The sequence below is a fragment of the Flavobacterium pasteuri genome (genome assembly GCF_048286615.1).
Lineage (GTDB): Bacteria > Bacteroidota > Bacteroidia > Flavobacteriales > Flavobacteriaceae > Flavobacterium.
The window spans coordinates 25283-40762 of sequence record NZ_JBLVPN010000010.1; the positions used below are offsets into that span (position 1 = coordinate 25283).

Annotated in this window: 10 protein-coding genes and 1 tRNA gene; 5 read left to right on the forward strand and 6 right to left on the reverse strand. The window is 29.1% G+C overall.

Features of this window, described 5'->3' with window-relative positions; all coding sequences use genetic code 11:
• Nucleotides 1-156 precede the first annotated feature (156 nt).
• The 4 genes from ACNQF6_RS14035 to ACNQF6_RS14050 all read left to right on the forward strand — a co-directional run bounded on the left by ACNQF6_RS14035 (nucleotide 157) and on the right by ACNQF6_RS14050 (nucleotide 4011).
• The gene (locus ACNQF6_RS14035; protein ID WP_417966542.1) at nucleotides 157-1374 is read left to right on the forward strand and encodes an MDR family MFS transporter; all 1218 of its coding nucleotides are present in this window, start codon (nucleotides 157-159) and stop codon (nucleotides 1372-1374) included.
• Nucleotides 1375-1519: 145 nt separating this feature from the next.
• Nucleotides 1520-1888: a BlaI/MecI/CopY family transcriptional regulator gene (locus tag ACNQF6_RS14040; protein ID WP_282716707.1), complete on the forward strand. Its 369-nt coding sequence runs from the start codon at nucleotides 1520-1522 to the stop codon at nucleotides 1886-1888.
• Nucleotides 1889-1911: 23 nt separating this feature from the next.
• The gene (locus ACNQF6_RS14045; protein ID WP_417966544.1) at nucleotides 1912-3795 is read left to right on the forward strand and encodes a M56 family metallopeptidase; all 1884 of its coding nucleotides are present in this window, start codon (nucleotides 1912-1914) and stop codon (nucleotides 3793-3795) included.
• A 75-nt stretch (nucleotides 3796-3870) separates the two neighbouring features.
• Nucleotides 3871-4011: an SsrA-binding protein gene (locus tag ACNQF6_RS14050; protein ID WP_091170625.1), complete on the forward strand. Its 141-nt coding sequence runs from the start codon at nucleotides 3871-3873 to the stop codon at nucleotides 4009-4011.
• Here the strand turns inward: ACNQF6_RS14050 and ACNQF6_RS14055 are convergent.
• Complete coding sequence (locus ACNQF6_RS14055; protein ID WP_282716710.1) at nucleotides 4008-4520, reverse strand: adenine phosphoribosyltransferase; 513 nt, start codon at nucleotides 4518-4520, stop codon at nucleotides 4008-4010. The genes ACNQF6_RS14050 and ACNQF6_RS14055 overlap by 4 nt on opposite strands.
• Nucleotides 4521-4590: 70 nt before the next feature.
• On the opposite strand from ACNQF6_RS14055, the gene ACNQF6_RS14060 reads away from it, so the two are divergent.
• Nucleotides 4591-4664, forward strand: a tRNA-Arg gene (locus ACNQF6_RS14060).
• Between the two features lie 179 nt (nucleotides 4665-4843).
• On the opposite strand, the gene ACNQF6_RS14065 is transcribed toward ACNQF6_RS14060, so the two are convergent.
• The 5 genes from ACNQF6_RS14065 to ACNQF6_RS14085 all read right to left on the reverse strand — a co-directional run bounded on the left by ACNQF6_RS14065 (nucleotide 4844) and on the right by ACNQF6_RS14085 (nucleotide 15446).
• Nucleotides 4844-5947 carry a hypothetical protein gene (locus ACNQF6_RS14065; RefSeq protein WP_417966545.1) on the reverse strand — a complete coding sequence of 368 codons (1104 nt, stop codon included), beginning with the start codon at nucleotides 5945-5947 and terminating at the stop codon, nucleotides 4844-4846.
• 133 nt (nucleotides 5948-6080) lie between these two features.
• Nucleotides 6081-7397, reverse strand: a complete 1317-nt coding sequence (locus ACNQF6_RS14070; RefSeq protein ID WP_417966546.1) for a 5-methylcytosine restriction system specificity protein McrC — start codon at nucleotides 7395-7397, stop codon at nucleotides 6081-6083.
• On the reverse strand, nucleotides 7390-9192 hold the full coding sequence (locus ACNQF6_RS14075) for an AAA family ATPase (protein WP_417966547.1): 1803 nt from the start codon (nucleotides 9190-9192) through the stop codon (nucleotides 7390-7392). Before ACNQF6_RS14075 ends, ACNQF6_RS14070 begins: the two co-directional genes overlap by 8 nt.
• Before the next feature lie 214 nt (nucleotides 9193-9406).
• Nucleotides 9407-14998: a reverse transcriptase domain-containing protein gene (locus ACNQF6_RS14080; protein WP_417966548.1), complete on the reverse strand. Its 5592-nt coding sequence runs from the start codon at nucleotides 14996-14998 to the stop codon at nucleotides 9407-9409.
• Nucleotides 14999-15218: 220 nt separating this feature from the next.
• Nucleotides 15219-15446, reverse strand: a complete 228-nt coding sequence (locus ACNQF6_RS14085) for a hypothetical protein (RefSeq protein WP_417966549.1) — start codon at nucleotides 15444-15446, stop codon at nucleotides 15219-15221.
• Nucleotides 15447-15480: the final 34 nt, after the last annotated feature.

The window sequence follows — 15480 nt, forward strand, 5'->3', positions numbered from 1 at the left end:
AATTAATGTCATTAAGGATAAAACTTTCTTAACTTTCTTAACTTTCTTAATGGTTTAAAAAAAAATAATTTTATGCAAAAATAGTTTAAAAGTTACTAGGACACAAAGACGCATCGGTACAAAGTTTTCTACCTTTGTGAAATTATAACTTTAGATATGCTCAAAACTGCTTTTCAACGCTACATAAATAATTTCAGAGGATTTACAAGAGAAGTTTGGATTCTTACACTGATTACATTTATCAATCGTGCCGGTACGATGGTTTTGCCTTTTTTATCCAAATATTTAAAAGAAGATTTAAATTTTTCCTATGCACAAGTCGGATGGATTATGGTCGCTTTTGGTTTTGGTTCTATGTTAGGATCTTGGCTTGGCGGGAAATTATCCGATAAAATAGGTTTTTACAGAATCATGGTTTTCAGCTTATTCACCAGCGGAATATTGCTGTTTTTAGTACAATACGTACGAACTTTTTGGGGATTGTGTTTTGCAATGTTCTTCATTATGACCGTTGCCGATATGTTTCGCCCTGCTATGTTTGTTTCTCTAGGGACGTATGCAAAACCTGAAAACCGTACCAGAGCATTGACTTTAGTTCGATTAGCGGTGAATTTAGGATTTACTGCGGGACCGGCTTTAGGAGGTTTGATTATTATGAATTTAGGCTACAGCGGATTATTTTGGGTAGATGGAAGTTCTTGCATTGTATCTATTTTGATTTTTACCTTATTAGTAAAAGAACGCAAAAAACCAGCTGATTTGAATACGGCAGATAGCGAAACCGAAATACCCGCTTCCGTTTTCAAAGACAAGATATTCTGGATTTTTCTCTTTATCTGTTTTATAACGGCCATACTTTTCTTTCAACTTTTCACCACTTTGCCATTGTATCACAATGAAAAATTTGGGCTGACTGAATTTCAAAGCGGACTTTTATTATCATTAAACGGACTGTTGATTTTCTTTCTGGAAATGCCAATTGTGAGTATCAGCCAAAGAAAAAACATCGATAAACTCAAAATTATTCTTTGGGGTTCGCTGCTAATGTCTATTAGTTTCTATGTTTTAATGATTAATATTTGGGCGGGAATATTAATTGTGAGTATTCTTTTTATCACTTTTGGAGAAATGTTCATCTTCCCTTTTTCCAATTCTTTCGCTTTAAGCCGAGCACCAAAAGGTCACGAAGGTCGCTACATGGCTTTGTTTACAATGAGTTTCAGCTTAGCGCATATTGCGAGTTCCAAAACCGGACTGGAAATCATTGCAGTATTTGGCTACCAAACCAATTGGTTTGTCATGGGAAGTTTAGGAATTCTTTCGGTTGTCGGTTGCATTTGGTTGCAAAAATTAATCCAACAGGAAAACAAATAGTTTCCTATTTACAGGTATGATTTTGATGATTTTATGCTAAAACAAATTTGATTTTGGCATGAAACCTGTTTTTTTAGTTAATTAACTATATTTTTAGTTGCGTAACTAAAAATATAGTTGTAAGTTTGATTCAAATAAAAAAATCATGCAAAAACTGACGAACAAAGAAGAAGAAATCATGCACATTTTATGGAAGCTCAAAAAAGCATTCGTAAAAGAAGTCATGGCAGAAATCACAGAAGAGCAACCCCATTACAACACGCTTTCTACTATTGTGCGGAATCTGGAAGAAAAAGGTTTTGTATCGCACAATGCCTTTGGGAACACGCACCAATACTATCCTATCGTGAGTTTAGAAGACTATAGAAAACGCTTCATGAACACGGCTATCGATAATTACTTTAACAGTTCCTATAAAAATATGGTCTCCCATTTTGCCAAAGAAGAGAAAATTTCTGCTGCCGAATTGCGGGAGATTTTGGCAATGATTGAAAGTCAAAAAGAGGAAATATAAACTTTATAGTAACAACAGTATTTATGGAAGCATTATACATTTACCTTATCAAATCCAGTGGGTTGATCGCACTGTTTTATTTTGCTTATTATCTTATGTTGCGAAAAGAAACCTTTTTTACCAGTAATCGTTGGTTTCTCTTATTGGGTTTATTCACTTCTGCGGTTTTGCCGTTAGTGGTTTATACCAAAATAATAATGGTAGAATCAAGCTCCAAGAATATTGATTGGTCAAGAATTCCAATAACAAATAGTATCGAAAACGAAGCTTTTGAAATAAATTGGTATTTAATATCTGGAATTGTTTACGCAATTGGAATAATTTTATTTCTGGGAAAATTTGTGTTCGATTTTTATAGTTTAAATACCGTTTTGAAAGGAAAAACCATCCAAAATCAAGCTGATTTTAAATTTATCGATACCACAGAAAACGTTGCTCCATTTTCTTATTTTAATACTATCGTTTACAACTCCTCCTTATACAGCAGCTCCGAATTAGAGAATATTTTGGAACACGAAAAAGTGCATAGCGATCAAAATCATACTGTAGACGTATTGATTTCAAGACTATTTTGTATTCTTTTTTGGTTCAATCCTTTAATTTGGCTGTACAAAAAGGCGATTTTACAAAACCTGGAATTCATTGCCGATAAAGAAGCTACAAAAAAGATATCCGACAAAAAAGCGTATCAGTTTATGCTTTTAAAAATAACAACACACGAGAATTGTGTTGCCATTACCAATCATTTTTATCAATCATTAATCAAAAAACGAATCGTTATGTTAAACAAAAATCAATCAAAAAAATCGAATTCTTGGAAGTATGTATTAATAATTCCCGCTTTAGTAGCATTTGTGATACTTTTCCAAGTAAATGTAATTGCACAGGAGAAAACAGCTGTCCAAGCAACAACAGAAATCATAAAGGCAAATGAAAAATCAGTGGATGTATACAAAATAAATAAAAATACTACTGATGAGGAATTAAAAGAAAAATCTAGCAATTTAAAAGAAAACTATGCCATAATCGCTACTTTTTCCGGAATCAAAAGAAATTCTAAAAACGAATTGACCGCAATAAAAGTTGATTTGAAAAAGGGAAAAGAAATTGCACAGAAAATGGAAACAAAAGGAACTGAGGCAATAAATGAATTTGGAATTATAGTATCTAAAGACGATAATGGAATACTTACTGTGAATTTTGGTTCGGATGAAATAATTATTAATCAAGAAAGTATTGTTATTGCTCCAAATGCACCGTCACTAACTGAAAAAGAAATTTTTATCAACGGCAAAAAAGTAAGTCAAGATGATTTAGATAAAATTGATCCTAAAGAAATTGCGACCATGAATGTCAATAAGAATGATGACAAACAGGAAATCCGAATCATTACTAATAATCATAGGAAAATGATTAACGAAAATGACATTTACATCAACGACGAAAAAGTGTCTCAAAATGAATTAGACCGTTTAGATCAAAGTACAATTGAGAGAATGGATGTTAATAAAGATGGTAAAACAATCCGAATTATAACCAAAAATGGAATCCAATATTCTCAAGAGAAAAATTTACCAGTTCCTCCAACACCTCCAACACCGCCAGTTTTTAATATTAAAACTCCAGCTCCTCCTGTATTTCCAAAAGCGCCAAAAGCACCAAAAGGTGACCCAATTAAAGGAGATAAAAAAGCTTGGAAAGAGTTTGAAAAGAAAATGGAAGACTACGAGGCTAAAATGAAAAAATTGGAGCCTCAAATGGAAGCTTTCGATAAGCAAATGGGAGAATTTGATAAAAAAATGGAACCATTCAATAAAGAAATGGAAGCTTTTGAGAAAAAAATGAAAGTGTACGAACAACAAATGGAAGAATACCATTCTAACTTGGAACGCGAAAGAAAAAAATAATATCCTCATAAAACCAAAAAAGACGGTCCTAATCAAGACCGTCTTTTTTTATATCTTTGTCTAAAACAAAACGGTATGTATAAAATCCTGGCACAAATCAACAAAGTCATTTTACCTAGTTTTACCAAACAGCGATTGGATTTGGCGAAAGCCAAGAAATGGCAAATGGCAATTATTGGTTTTAGGTATTACGTAACCACGCGTGCGCTGGATTAATACGTAATTGCGGCAAAAATTTCATTCCCTTTGATTTTCGCCCTTCCATTCAAGAAAGCTAATTCCATCAGGAAATTGCATTGCACGATTTCGCCACCCAATCGTTCTACCAATTCACAAACTGCTTTCGCCGTTCCTCCAGTTGCCAAAACATCATCGTGAATCAGAATTCGGTCTCCTTTTTGAATCGCATCGGTATGAATTTCCAAAGTATCTGTTCCATATTCCAAATCATACGTTGCAGAAATGGTTTCGTAAGGCAACTTATTCGGTTTTCGGACGGGAATAAAACCAACATTTAATTCTTGTGCAATGAGCATTCCAAAGAAAAATCCTCGACTTTCCACTCCTATCACCTTGTCAATTTTTTTATCAGCAAGTGAAGAAACCAATATATTCAAGCATTTTTTCCTTGCTTCGGGGTCAATTAACAAGGGAGTAATGTCTTTAAACAAAATTCCTTCTTTGGGAAATCCTTGAATATCACGTATATACTTTTCTAGTGGCATATTTTTTTATTTTTATCTAAAATTAGTCTTGCAATTTACATATTTATTCCTATATTTGCACCCGCAATAAGGCCTTGTGGCGCAACTGAATAGCGCACTTGATTACGGCTCAAGAGGTTACTGGTTTGAATCCAGTCAAGGTCACTAAAAAAATCCCTAAACACTTGATTATCAAGGATTAGGGATTTTTTATTTCTATACTTAGTCCACAATTAGTCCATAATTAATTTTTTAGTTATTCACTTTGATTTTTTTGATAAAGTAAGTATATAGATAATTAAATTAATGGAACATATATTATTTTAATAATCTCACGTAGCTTATCATACTAAATCTTCGAGATTATAATCACTTAAATAATCATCCTTTTTTCCATTTAATGGATCATACCAATCCACTTTATCATTTGCCCATACAATCCAATTTTTAAGTTCTTCATTTAGTGAATTTGTTAGGAAAGCATTTTCTTCAACAGTTTTGATATAATTTCGAAGTTTAGCAGTTTTATCTAATCTTTCAGCATTAGAAAGTAATTTTTTGAAATTTGACAATTCTTTTTGTTGGTGTACCAAAAATTCCTTTTTAATTACCTCCTCTTTATCTCTTGCAATTTTGTTTATTAGATACTTCTCTTGCCTTTCTTTTTCTGATGCTGCATCAAGTTCTAGTTTTGCAACAATTCTTGCTAAAATATCTTCTAAATGATTCGATTTATTATCTCTCCACTCTTTGTGCCTGTAACTCTCTCCTATTTGAAGAATAAGTTCTCCAGTAGGAACATATTCAAAATCATAATTTTGCTTCTTTGAAACAATTTTTCTGGTGGCTTCTCTAAGATATAATCTTATTTCAATTCCATTAACAAATGCAACAGTTCGTCTGCCATAGGATCCTTCTTTAATAGAATGCCCTCTATATTTTAATAATTTTATTAGAGTATCCATAAATCGTAGTGCACGATCTAAACTTTGTTTTTCAACATTAATAGACAAAATATAAACATCATCTTGGTAAGAGCTGTAATTATCTTTTTTAGATAGATATTTTTTTGTGTAAAGAATTATTTTTTCAGGTTTAACAAGAGTAATTGGGACTACTAACGGTGCTTTTGGATCATTTTCGATTTCTTTCGTTAATCGTATTAAAGGGGAAGCTTCAGTTGCAAGTTTAGAGTTAATTTCAAATTTCTTTTTAATAATCTCAATTGTATCATTACCCGTGCAATTTTCAGGGAGTTTCTTTATGTGCAATGGGCGATTATACCTTACACACACCCAATGAGAATTAGTAGGTAATGGTATCTGCATTTGTTCACAAGCTAGTCTAATACCGGATCCTGAAATACCATATTTCTTGGTGATTTTTTCAAAAGTGCTTTTCCAAACTAAATCATACAGTTTTTTCCGAGTAAATTCTACACTTTTCATATTAACCGCTTTTAAAAAGTTAAATTAATTTAAATAAAATGTCATAAAAATTAATAATACTCCTTGATGTACTCGTAAGCCCTATCAAACAAAACTTGTTCTTTGTGAAGCTTATATTTTAATAATTACATCTTTATTTTATATTTACAAGAATACGATCTATAAATTGACGTTCTTTTATTTGGTAATCTTTATTTTCATTATTTTCGTTAAATTCAATACCATCAATAATGAAGTTTAATCTGTTACCATCCTCATTTATTAAATAATCACTTTTATATTTTTTAAAATTGGGCTGATCAATTGATATTGGATACAGTAAACCACCCGACTTAACATTTTTATGGTTTAAAAAATTTTGAATATAAGTATGAATTTGAAAAAAATCTGACCGATCAACATCTCTAAAATCACCAATCATCCTTTTGTATTTTGCATCCCAAACTAAAAGATCATTTCCCTTTTGGAAAACAATATCAGGGATTAACTCTCTTTGAAAAAAATATCCTTTGTATGCGATATGTCTATCTACATTATAATTCCACCCCAACGGAATTAATTTTTTCTTTAAAAGCGATCTAATATATTGCTCCCATATTTCTGCCATATCAAGAAAAAAACCAAAACCGTTTTTTGATTTTTTTTGCTTAATACTTAATTGTTTTCTTTTTAAAATATCCCACGAAAAGTCGATTATCGGTTTCCAACTTAAATAAATTTCTTTATATTTTATATTTTTATAATCACTTTCGGTAATTATTTTTTTATGTTTTACACTCGTGTTTATTTGATTTATTGCATCTTGAGCTGCATCAGGTAAATTCAAACCTTTACCGATTCCAAAATCAGATCTAATAATTTGGTATGCTTGGAATAAAATCTGCGATATTGTCTCGTCAAACTGTTTTTCTCGATATATTGATATTATTTCCCCACTTGAATAATATGGTTTAATAGATTGTCTAACACTAATTCTACCCTTAATAGATTGACCTTTATGCTCTTTTGTAATATTAATTTTTGGTAATCCGTGTAAATTAGCATTTGCTAACTTTTGAATCCAAATAAAAGCAATTATTCTTTTTATGTAATGTTGCCAATCATCTGTTTTTGTTTGAATACTAGCAGATTTTGTAATACGTATGTTGAAAATTTCTTCCAACATACGAAGTAAAACATTCTCCCCAAATCGAGGTTTTATAGTAACTTTATAATGCTGTCCCTCATGTAAAAAAAAAGCTTCTCCAATAAATCTACCTGCATTCCATTTTTTATTAAAATAATCAAATTCAGCAAGTTTTGAATCATCGTCAACTTTTTTGTTAGTTGTTAAGTAACAGATATTACCCTGCTGTGATTCAATAAAACTTTGTAATACACCAGCTTTAGCTTCTTCATTATAAAAAGGCAGGCAATCTAGAGCGGATATATGGATTACTTCGTTAACCATGAACGAAAATATTTTCTAACCCGTTAATTTTTTCTTGTCTTCCTTGTTTATCCATATTACCTAAAAATGCTTCTAACATTGGTTTTATGGAAATATCCCAAAGTACTTTTACTGGACCATTTTTAATAAAAATTGATTTTGTTACTATTCCTTGTATAGCTGAGAATTGATTAAAAATTTCTACTATTTCAGCAAAAAAAGTATGACCAATATGATATTGACTTCCTAATTCGTCTGTCTTTTCAATTTCCATGTTTAATACATCGCAATTATGAATAAATCTAGACAAATCATCAGCATTGACCTTAAAAATCATAGATCCTTGCTTTTCTCTAATCATTTCTTTTAGAGTATCTGCGTTAAAACCAAACGGAAACCAAACAAACCTTCTACGCAAAGCGAAATCAACTCTTTCTAATGAAAAATCAATTTCGTTCATTGTACCAATCACCAACAGATTTTCAGGTACTTTCATTGTAAATCCACCAACTGCAGTTTTTATTACATCATTTCTATTCTCAATTGCAGAGAAAAATTCACCAAAAAGACGCGATAAATCAACTCTATTAATTTCATCTAAAATTAAAACATTTGGATATTCATCTTTCTCCACGATATCTTCAATTAGCCTCAGTAAATCACCCTTTTCAAAAATAGTTTTACCTTCTACTATTCTCATACCTGCAACAAAATCCTCATAATTGTAATTTGTATGTAGTTGTAAACGATGAATTCTATTCTCAACAATTTCATTTATTTTACTGTCGTCAATTATAATTTTTAAATATTCTTTTAACGAACATTTTGGTAAATGATGACGCATAATTGCATTTATTGCAATAGACTTTGCTGAATGAGTTTTACTTGTCCCAGGAGGTCCATATAGTACGACGGCTTTTTTATATTGCAATGCTGAAAGTGGATCAAAATCATATTCATACTTATTTGCAGTCCCATTATATCCCCATATATTCCCAATTCTTCCATCATAAAAAGTAAACTGCTTATCCTTTATTATTTCAGTTACTTTTCCTCGAATGTAAAATATTTGTTGGTCACGGTTGGCTTCCTTTACGTCTTGAGTTGCTTCATCTATAAATTCTCTAAAAGCCCCTCTAATTTTATCTTTATGTCCATCTGAAGCAATTGGCTCGTATAGATCTGGTTTACATAAATGTAGCATAATATTATACATCCCTTTTTTCCCTCTTTCAACTAAATCCCAAATATCTTGTTGAATAACATTACTTTTTTGACTATCAATATTATATCTACATTCCAAACATATTTTTTCTACCCAATCATTAGCTGAGTTCAAATCTGTAATTATCCCTTCTTCAACTTTCACCTTTAGTTGTTTTACTAGCAATAATAAAAATGAAATTTCTCCATGTTTACGGAATTTTATTGAAGGACCTGCATCACCGAATCCTCCACTGGGGTAAATATCATCACGAAGTTCAACTCTCTTACTTGTCCCCAGAATGTTAGCTGGTACACTCTTTTTTGTCGAAGTTAAAAAATCACTTGGAGACATGCACCAAAGCCAATTCATATGTGCAAATGTTAGAACTGTTTCATAAGGTGCATTTGCAAATTGTTGTTTAATTTTTTCGTCAAATGATTCTTTACCATCCATCAACTTCACAATAAATCTCTCGATGCAATCATCAATTGCGGTTAAGGTGATAACGACTTTTTCATCAGTTAAAAAACTATCATTTGTAAGAACAGTTTTCTGAATGAATTCAGTAAACAATGAATATACTTTTTCGTCTGCCCAGCTTGGTTTCATATGTTGTATTAATTATTATATTATAAATGATAATACTTTAAGTATTAGAATATTTTGTTTTGGATTTTATACTGTAATTTTCATCCTTTTTTATTATTATCGATTCCCTCTTCCTTATTTAATATTTGTTTACCTTGATTTTCTAAATACCGATTGGAGATGACTCTTGTAGCAATTTTTATTAATATCAATTGTATCCTTACCCTTTTTCAACTCAATCATTCTCCCAGTTATTAATATAATCTAATAACCTTACCCCCTTTTTCGACATTAACGATAATAATAATAAGTGATGATCCGGTAAAGATCCTAATCTAAATAACAGATGTCTTTTATTTAAGTATTTGGGTTTTAAATGTTCTTTATAACTACCAACTTCCACTTCAAAAATTGATTTTAGTAATTCAACATCATTAATTAAAGTAAGAAATAAATTGTACAAAGTGTTGTCAAATGATATATGTTCAAATGAATAACTATCTTCCTTTAAGTAATCATTTAAACAAATAAAACTTACTGACTTACCTGCAAACAAAGCAGTAATAGCTCTTTTAAATTCTTCGGTAATAATTGGTGAAAGTAGAATTACGCTTTGAATATTTGCTATATTTTTCTTAAATTGATCAGACTCGTTAATATCATTGAAAGTGAAATATCTTTCATCTGAAGGTGATTTGCTTTTTGGATGTGATTTTGTTCTATTAAAACTTATAATTTCCTCATCAGTTGTGAACGGATGATTATAATATCTAAATGCTTTTATTAGTTGAGAACCAGAAATAGAAATATCAGTAACTATAACTAGTTCTTTTAATCCGCAGTCCGAAGTATATAAAATATTCTTGTATTTTTCATAATCGATTTCTCTTTCTGTGAAACCACATTTATTAATTAACCTATTTAAGCCATTTACGTCACTATATGGATTTTTTATAGGAAACAAAATGTGGCTTGAACTATCTTTATATTCAATTATTTTTTTCTTAAAAAAATCTAAATCTCCATTATCCATAGAATAATGAGAGTTTAGCATAAATAAGATGGAACTATACAAGGAATCAATGTTTAATTTCATTTCATCCATATATTTCTTTAAGTTACTTCCTGCAATACTCTCATCATTAAAAAGCGATATCCAATTTACAACTCTTTCTTTTATATTTGATTTGTCGGAATACTGGAGTGCCAATTTTTTCTCTAATGCAATTTTTTCAGGAAATGAATCGTAAATATCTGATGCGATTTCACTTTTAATACTGATGGGGAATAATTTTTTAAAAGCTACATTACCTTGCGTTAAAGAATCATGGCAATCTGTATAAATATTCTTTCTTACATTTATTCTATCATAAGCTTTTATTAACTCATCTTGAAGGATATATAAAAATGAACCATGCCTATTTATTAAACAATATGTCTTATGATTCTTAATTTTGATTTCAATTTCCTTTACATCCACTATTTCAAATTGATTAGTATAATTATTAAATAGATATAAATTATTAATATCTATATCTTTTCCATCTAACTTCACAACGTATTTATAAACGATATCTTTATTACCTGAAGAGTGATCACGAGATTTAGAAAAGTCAAGAGTGCTTAAAGAAAAATCTTCAAGTTCAAAAGTATATTTACCTTCTCTATTTTCATAAATAAGATCTGGAATAAAATCTATAACAACATTTACTAAATCAATATTTATATTCGCATTTTCTGCTTGAAAAATCGTAATTGAATCTTTAATCGTTTGAAAAAAACAATACAACGTTTTATCACTTATTCTTATTTTTTCATCAATTGAGAAAAATATATCTATGTAATCATATTTGGTATCAAAAGTATCAAAATGAATTTTAAGATAGTTTATTAAATCTTTGTTGCCATTTTTTAGTTTAACAGCCATTTCATGAACGCTGCAACTCCAATAATATTGATACTCGAAAATTGTTTTAATATTCTCATTATTAACTAATTTGGCAAATTGAGAAATAAATTCAATTTTATCATTAACAGTATTAATTAAAAAACTTGATTTAGGGAAGAATCGTTCTTCTAAATCTGTTATTAAAAAATTGTAGTTATTACTTTCTTTTACTAATGCTATTTCACCAAGTTGATTCAAAATTTCATTTAGATTATCCCAATAACTTTTGATTGAATTTATTTCAATATTACCATTAATATTAATTATGGATTCAAATACAGAATCTGAATAAAAAGGTATTAAAGGGCTTGGCCCATTCGAATACGATGGATTATAAAAAACAGGATAATTCATTTTAAATCTATCCATTAATTCTTTATGGTTATTAATGACTTTTGATAAGTTACATATCACATCGACTAAAAAGTCTCCTTTCAATTGATCACTTAAAAAATCTTTTTTAAGCAGGTATTCAGATTCTTGACTCAAATTAGCTTTTTCTGTAATACCTAAATAATCATATTTACTAAAGTCTAGTTTCTTATTTATACTTTTAACAAATACCTTATCGCTATTTTTTAAAACTATCAATCCGTTAAGGGCTATATTTTTTAAACAAACCTCATCATTATTAGGGTATAATGACACATTTGGTTTATTTACCCAGCTAAAGAATAATGAACCTGTCTTGTCAATAAATTTAGAAATATGTTTTCTAAAATCTTTAAAATTATTATCTCTATCTTTAGTAAACAGCAGCATTAATAACACATTTTTATATTGTTCTAAAAATTCGTTTTTACATTTGCTTTTACTATAACTAGCTCCAAGAAAATTACTTAGCATAAAAGTATAGCTTCCATTTGAAAAATCTTCAAAATCGAAATCCTCTAATTTATTTATCCAAATAAATTCATAGTCTTTATTGCTGTTTTCTCCAATTATTACAGATTTTTCTAAAAGTAATTCCCAAGAATATTTTACATTATCATAATCGCTTGATTTTTCAAACAAAGTCAGAAAACATAAACAATGATAATACAAGTTTAATATTTCGTGATTATCAATAAATTGCGATTCTGCAGACTTGCTCCATTCAGAGAAACGTATAAAAGAATAAGAAGAAAGTTCATGTAAAAATGAAATTGTGTATGTATTATCTTTAATAAGTCTATCTAATTCTTTCAAAAAAGTATATTTATTGTCGATTCCTTGTAATTTTTTTTCAATTAATTCCCATTGCTCAATATCGAATGCTGTATTAGGGATTTCAAGTGCTGAATTCATAATTTCCAATGGAAAGTTTAAATTTATGTTTGTCTTAGTTTTCATCCAAAGTGAAGTCAATAATAATTTGTCAGCATTAGATAAACTACCTCGTAAATATGTTTGATGTATTAGTTGTTTTATTGATTCAATATATTCGGTAACTGAATCATAATTTATTAAAATAGTATTCAAATAGTGTGTAAAAGAAAGACCTTCTATCTTTTCGATATCATCTACTAACCCCCAAAAAACTTCTGAACTATTAATAATTAAATCCGCATAGAAAAGCATGTAGAGCGTGCCACGTCCATCATTAGAATATGGTAATTTTTCAGAAAGTTTTTTTCGAATGAAATCTAATCTATCATCATCTTTAAATTGGTAATAAAAAAAACGTAAATTGTCTTTTAGTCCAAATTTTGCCTGGTCAGTTAAAGTATCTAATTTTGACAATACTTGTTGTATTTCTTCCTCAGATAAAATATTTTTATTTTTATTTACACGATTGATATCATACTTGACATCATTTTTGAATTTATTGTATTCACCTGAGCTTGCATATTCTTTTACATTAATCAATTTTGTTTTTTTGAGATTTAGTGATAAACTATTGACTGAAAGCCAATCTTTTATTTTTATAAACAAATCCTCTGCTCTTTCTTTAGATTCTACAAAAATGAAGACGTCATCAACAAATCGATTGTAAAACCCTCTTCCTTCATTTTCAAGAATAAAACTCTCTATTAAATAATCTAACCCATTCAAATACAGTTCTGCAAGATATCTTGCATAAGCTGGACCTTGAGGTAAACCTGTTTCTGAATTACCATTCGTCTTTGAAGATAAATCAATAAGATAGTTTACTATGTTTTTATACTTAATACTATCTTCAGGTGAAAATTCATTTAGTTTTTCTCTTATTTTTAGAGGTGCTTCTTCAAATAATTTTATTTTTAAACGCTTTGTATCAATTTTATCATAGAAACTCTTTATATCAATTTTAAGTAAAAAATATCCTTCATACTCTTCATTAAACAATACACTCTCTATTCTACGGGTGTATCTTGCCCAATTTGCAAACCAATTATTAAATAAATTATTTTGAAATAGACTATGTGAAAATTGATATCCGTATGAGTTATTTGAAATTTCAGAATAATAGATTGTGTTTAAGATAAAAGCAAAATAAGTTGAAATTATATTATTAATGGGATCTAAATTATATAGTTCTCTGGTCTTACTAATTTCATTTCTCTCAAATTTATAGGATTCAAAAACAATAGGATTAATACCTTTATATATATCGTGAATGATTTCTTGAATATTTATAAAATCTAAGTTTTCTAATTTTTTTAGCTGAGGATATAGGGCAACTTCATCATTTTTTAAAGAATACTGATATAAAGAATCTTTGAGTTTATTAAAAAGCTTCTCATCGACATTTTTAATGGAATAAGCTGGTTGATCAATTAGATTAACACCGGCGATTAGTTCAATCGGTGAAAATAATTCACACTTCATACAAGCGCTGCAATTTTCAAGATTTTTACATGTTATAGGTTGGAAATAATTTAAGTTTTCCAAATTTCTTTCTGTTTTCTCTTTATCAAATCCCTGAATATTAGAAAAGAGCTCCATTAAAATATTATATCCGAATTTTTCATCTTCATCAGTTTTAAGATGAATTAACAAACCAACAAGAATACTTCTTTCTTTTCCTCCTAAACCTTTTTCATATTCAAACAGAATTCTCCCTATATGTTCACATTTACTTAACGATTTTATTATGCTATCTAAATTACTGTTTTGAGGTAAAAAAGAGGAATCTGCTTTTTTTGATTTCAAAAAGTTTTCACTTTTTGATTCGGTTCCGCGAGATAAGTCAAATTCAACAAGGAATGGTTCAATGTTATCTATTGATACCATTTCTAAGGAGTTTAAAATAGCTAATTGATTTTCCAAAAAGTCGTGGTTAGGTTTACTTAACCAATTATCTTCATTATAATCAAAATCATCGCCTTTTCTTAGAAAGAAAGATAGTTTTCCATTTCCTTTATTTTGAGATAAAGGCAATTTTATACCAAAACCTATACCTTTTGTATTAGGAGAAACATTAGGAGTTTTAGGGAATTTATCTGCAATAATGATGGGATCAAATTTATTTTTTACATTTTCATGTATATATTCTATAAGTTTATAACCTTTCTCTTTCGAAGTTAGTTTGTCAAAAATTATCCAAATATGAAAACCCCTTCTACCTGAAAATTCTAAAAGAAAAGGTATGTTTTTAACTTGTAAAAATTCACAAACAAAATTGGCAGCTTCTTTAACTTTCTTTAAATTATCTGGATTTACTAAATTAGTGTCAATATCCTTTTTTGATATATCTAAATCGATACATATCCATTTTATTCTCGCATTGTTTACAACATGGAGTTCTTGATATGTTAAAAGACTTTTCTGATGCAGTAACATATCATCAATTGTAACTACTGTGATAGTTTCTTTTACTAATTTATAACTTCCATCTTTTTGTTGCCTACCAAACTTTTTATCATCAACATAGAAAATGCTGAATAACTTATTGGATATTTCATTTATTAATTTCATTTCTAAAATATTACAACTACTAATTAATTATCATTTATAACCTATAATATTATTCATTTACTTCGCCTTAGCAAACATACACAGAAAAGTCTCCACAAACCCAAAAAAAAACTTCCTCAAGATCCAGTCACCTATTTTCTTTTGCTTAATTTGTCTTCCATTTAATTAAAAAAATAAATTGCTTGGATTATTTTTTCGCATTTGCCTTGATTTCTTTTTCTTAAGATTTTCCTTCATGTGGACCTATTTCTCTTGAAGTCTTAAAGATCTTTTCGATATCACTCTTGTTTATTTTGGTGTCATTTATTTTTGCTAAAATATAATAATCCATAATCTTACCAATACCAAAGGTTAAGCCATAGATTGCTGGTATGGTATTAATTCTTCCAATAAAGGGAAGAAATATTTTATATGCTCCAGCTACCAATTGTTGAGCAATTATCCCCATACCAATTATCCCGCTAATTTCTTTTAAAATACTT

What these genes read in the sequence shown, in the direction of transcription:
- ACNQF6_RS14035 (WP_417966542.1), top strand. Translation starts at nt 157, where the DNA reads ATGCTCAAAACTGCTTTTCAACGCTACATAAATAATTTCAGAGGATTT.
- ACNQF6_RS14040 (WP_282716707.1), top strand. Translation starts at nt 1,520, where the DNA reads ATGCAAAAACTGACGAACAAAGAAGAAGAAATCATGCACATTTTATGG.
- ACNQF6_RS14045 (WP_417966544.1), top strand. Translation starts at nt 1,912, where the DNA reads ATGGAAGCATTATACATTTACCTTATCAAATCCAGTGGGTTGATCGCA.
- ACNQF6_RS14050 (WP_091170625.1), top strand. Translation starts at nt 3,871, where the DNA reads ATGTATAAAATCCTGGCACAAATCAACAAAGTCATTTTACCTAGTTTT.
- ACNQF6_RS14055 (WP_282716710.1), bottom strand. Translation starts at nt 4,520, where the DNA reads ATGCCACTAGAAAAGTATATACGTGATATTCAAGGATTTCCCAAAGAA.
- ACNQF6_RS14065 (WP_417966545.1), bottom strand. Translation starts at nt 5,947, where the DNA reads ATGAAAAGTGTAGAATTTACTCGGAAAAAACTGTATGATTTAGTTTGG.
- ACNQF6_RS14070 (WP_417966546.1), bottom strand. Translation starts at nt 7,397, where the DNA reads ATGGTTAACGAAGTAATCCATATATCCGCTCTAGATTGCCTGCCTTTT.
- ACNQF6_RS14075 (WP_417966547.1), bottom strand. Translation starts at nt 9,192, where the DNA reads ATGAAACCAAGCTGGGCAGACGAAAAAGTATATTCATTGTTTACTGAA.
- ACNQF6_RS14080 (WP_417966548.1), bottom strand. Translation starts at nt 14,998, where the DNA reads ATGAAATTAATAAATGAAATATCCAATAAGTTATTCAGCATTTTCTAT.
- ACNQF6_RS14085 (WP_417966549.1), bottom strand. Translation starts at nt 15,446, where the DNA reads ATGGGGATAATTGCTCAACAATTGGTAGCTGGAGCATATAAAATATTT.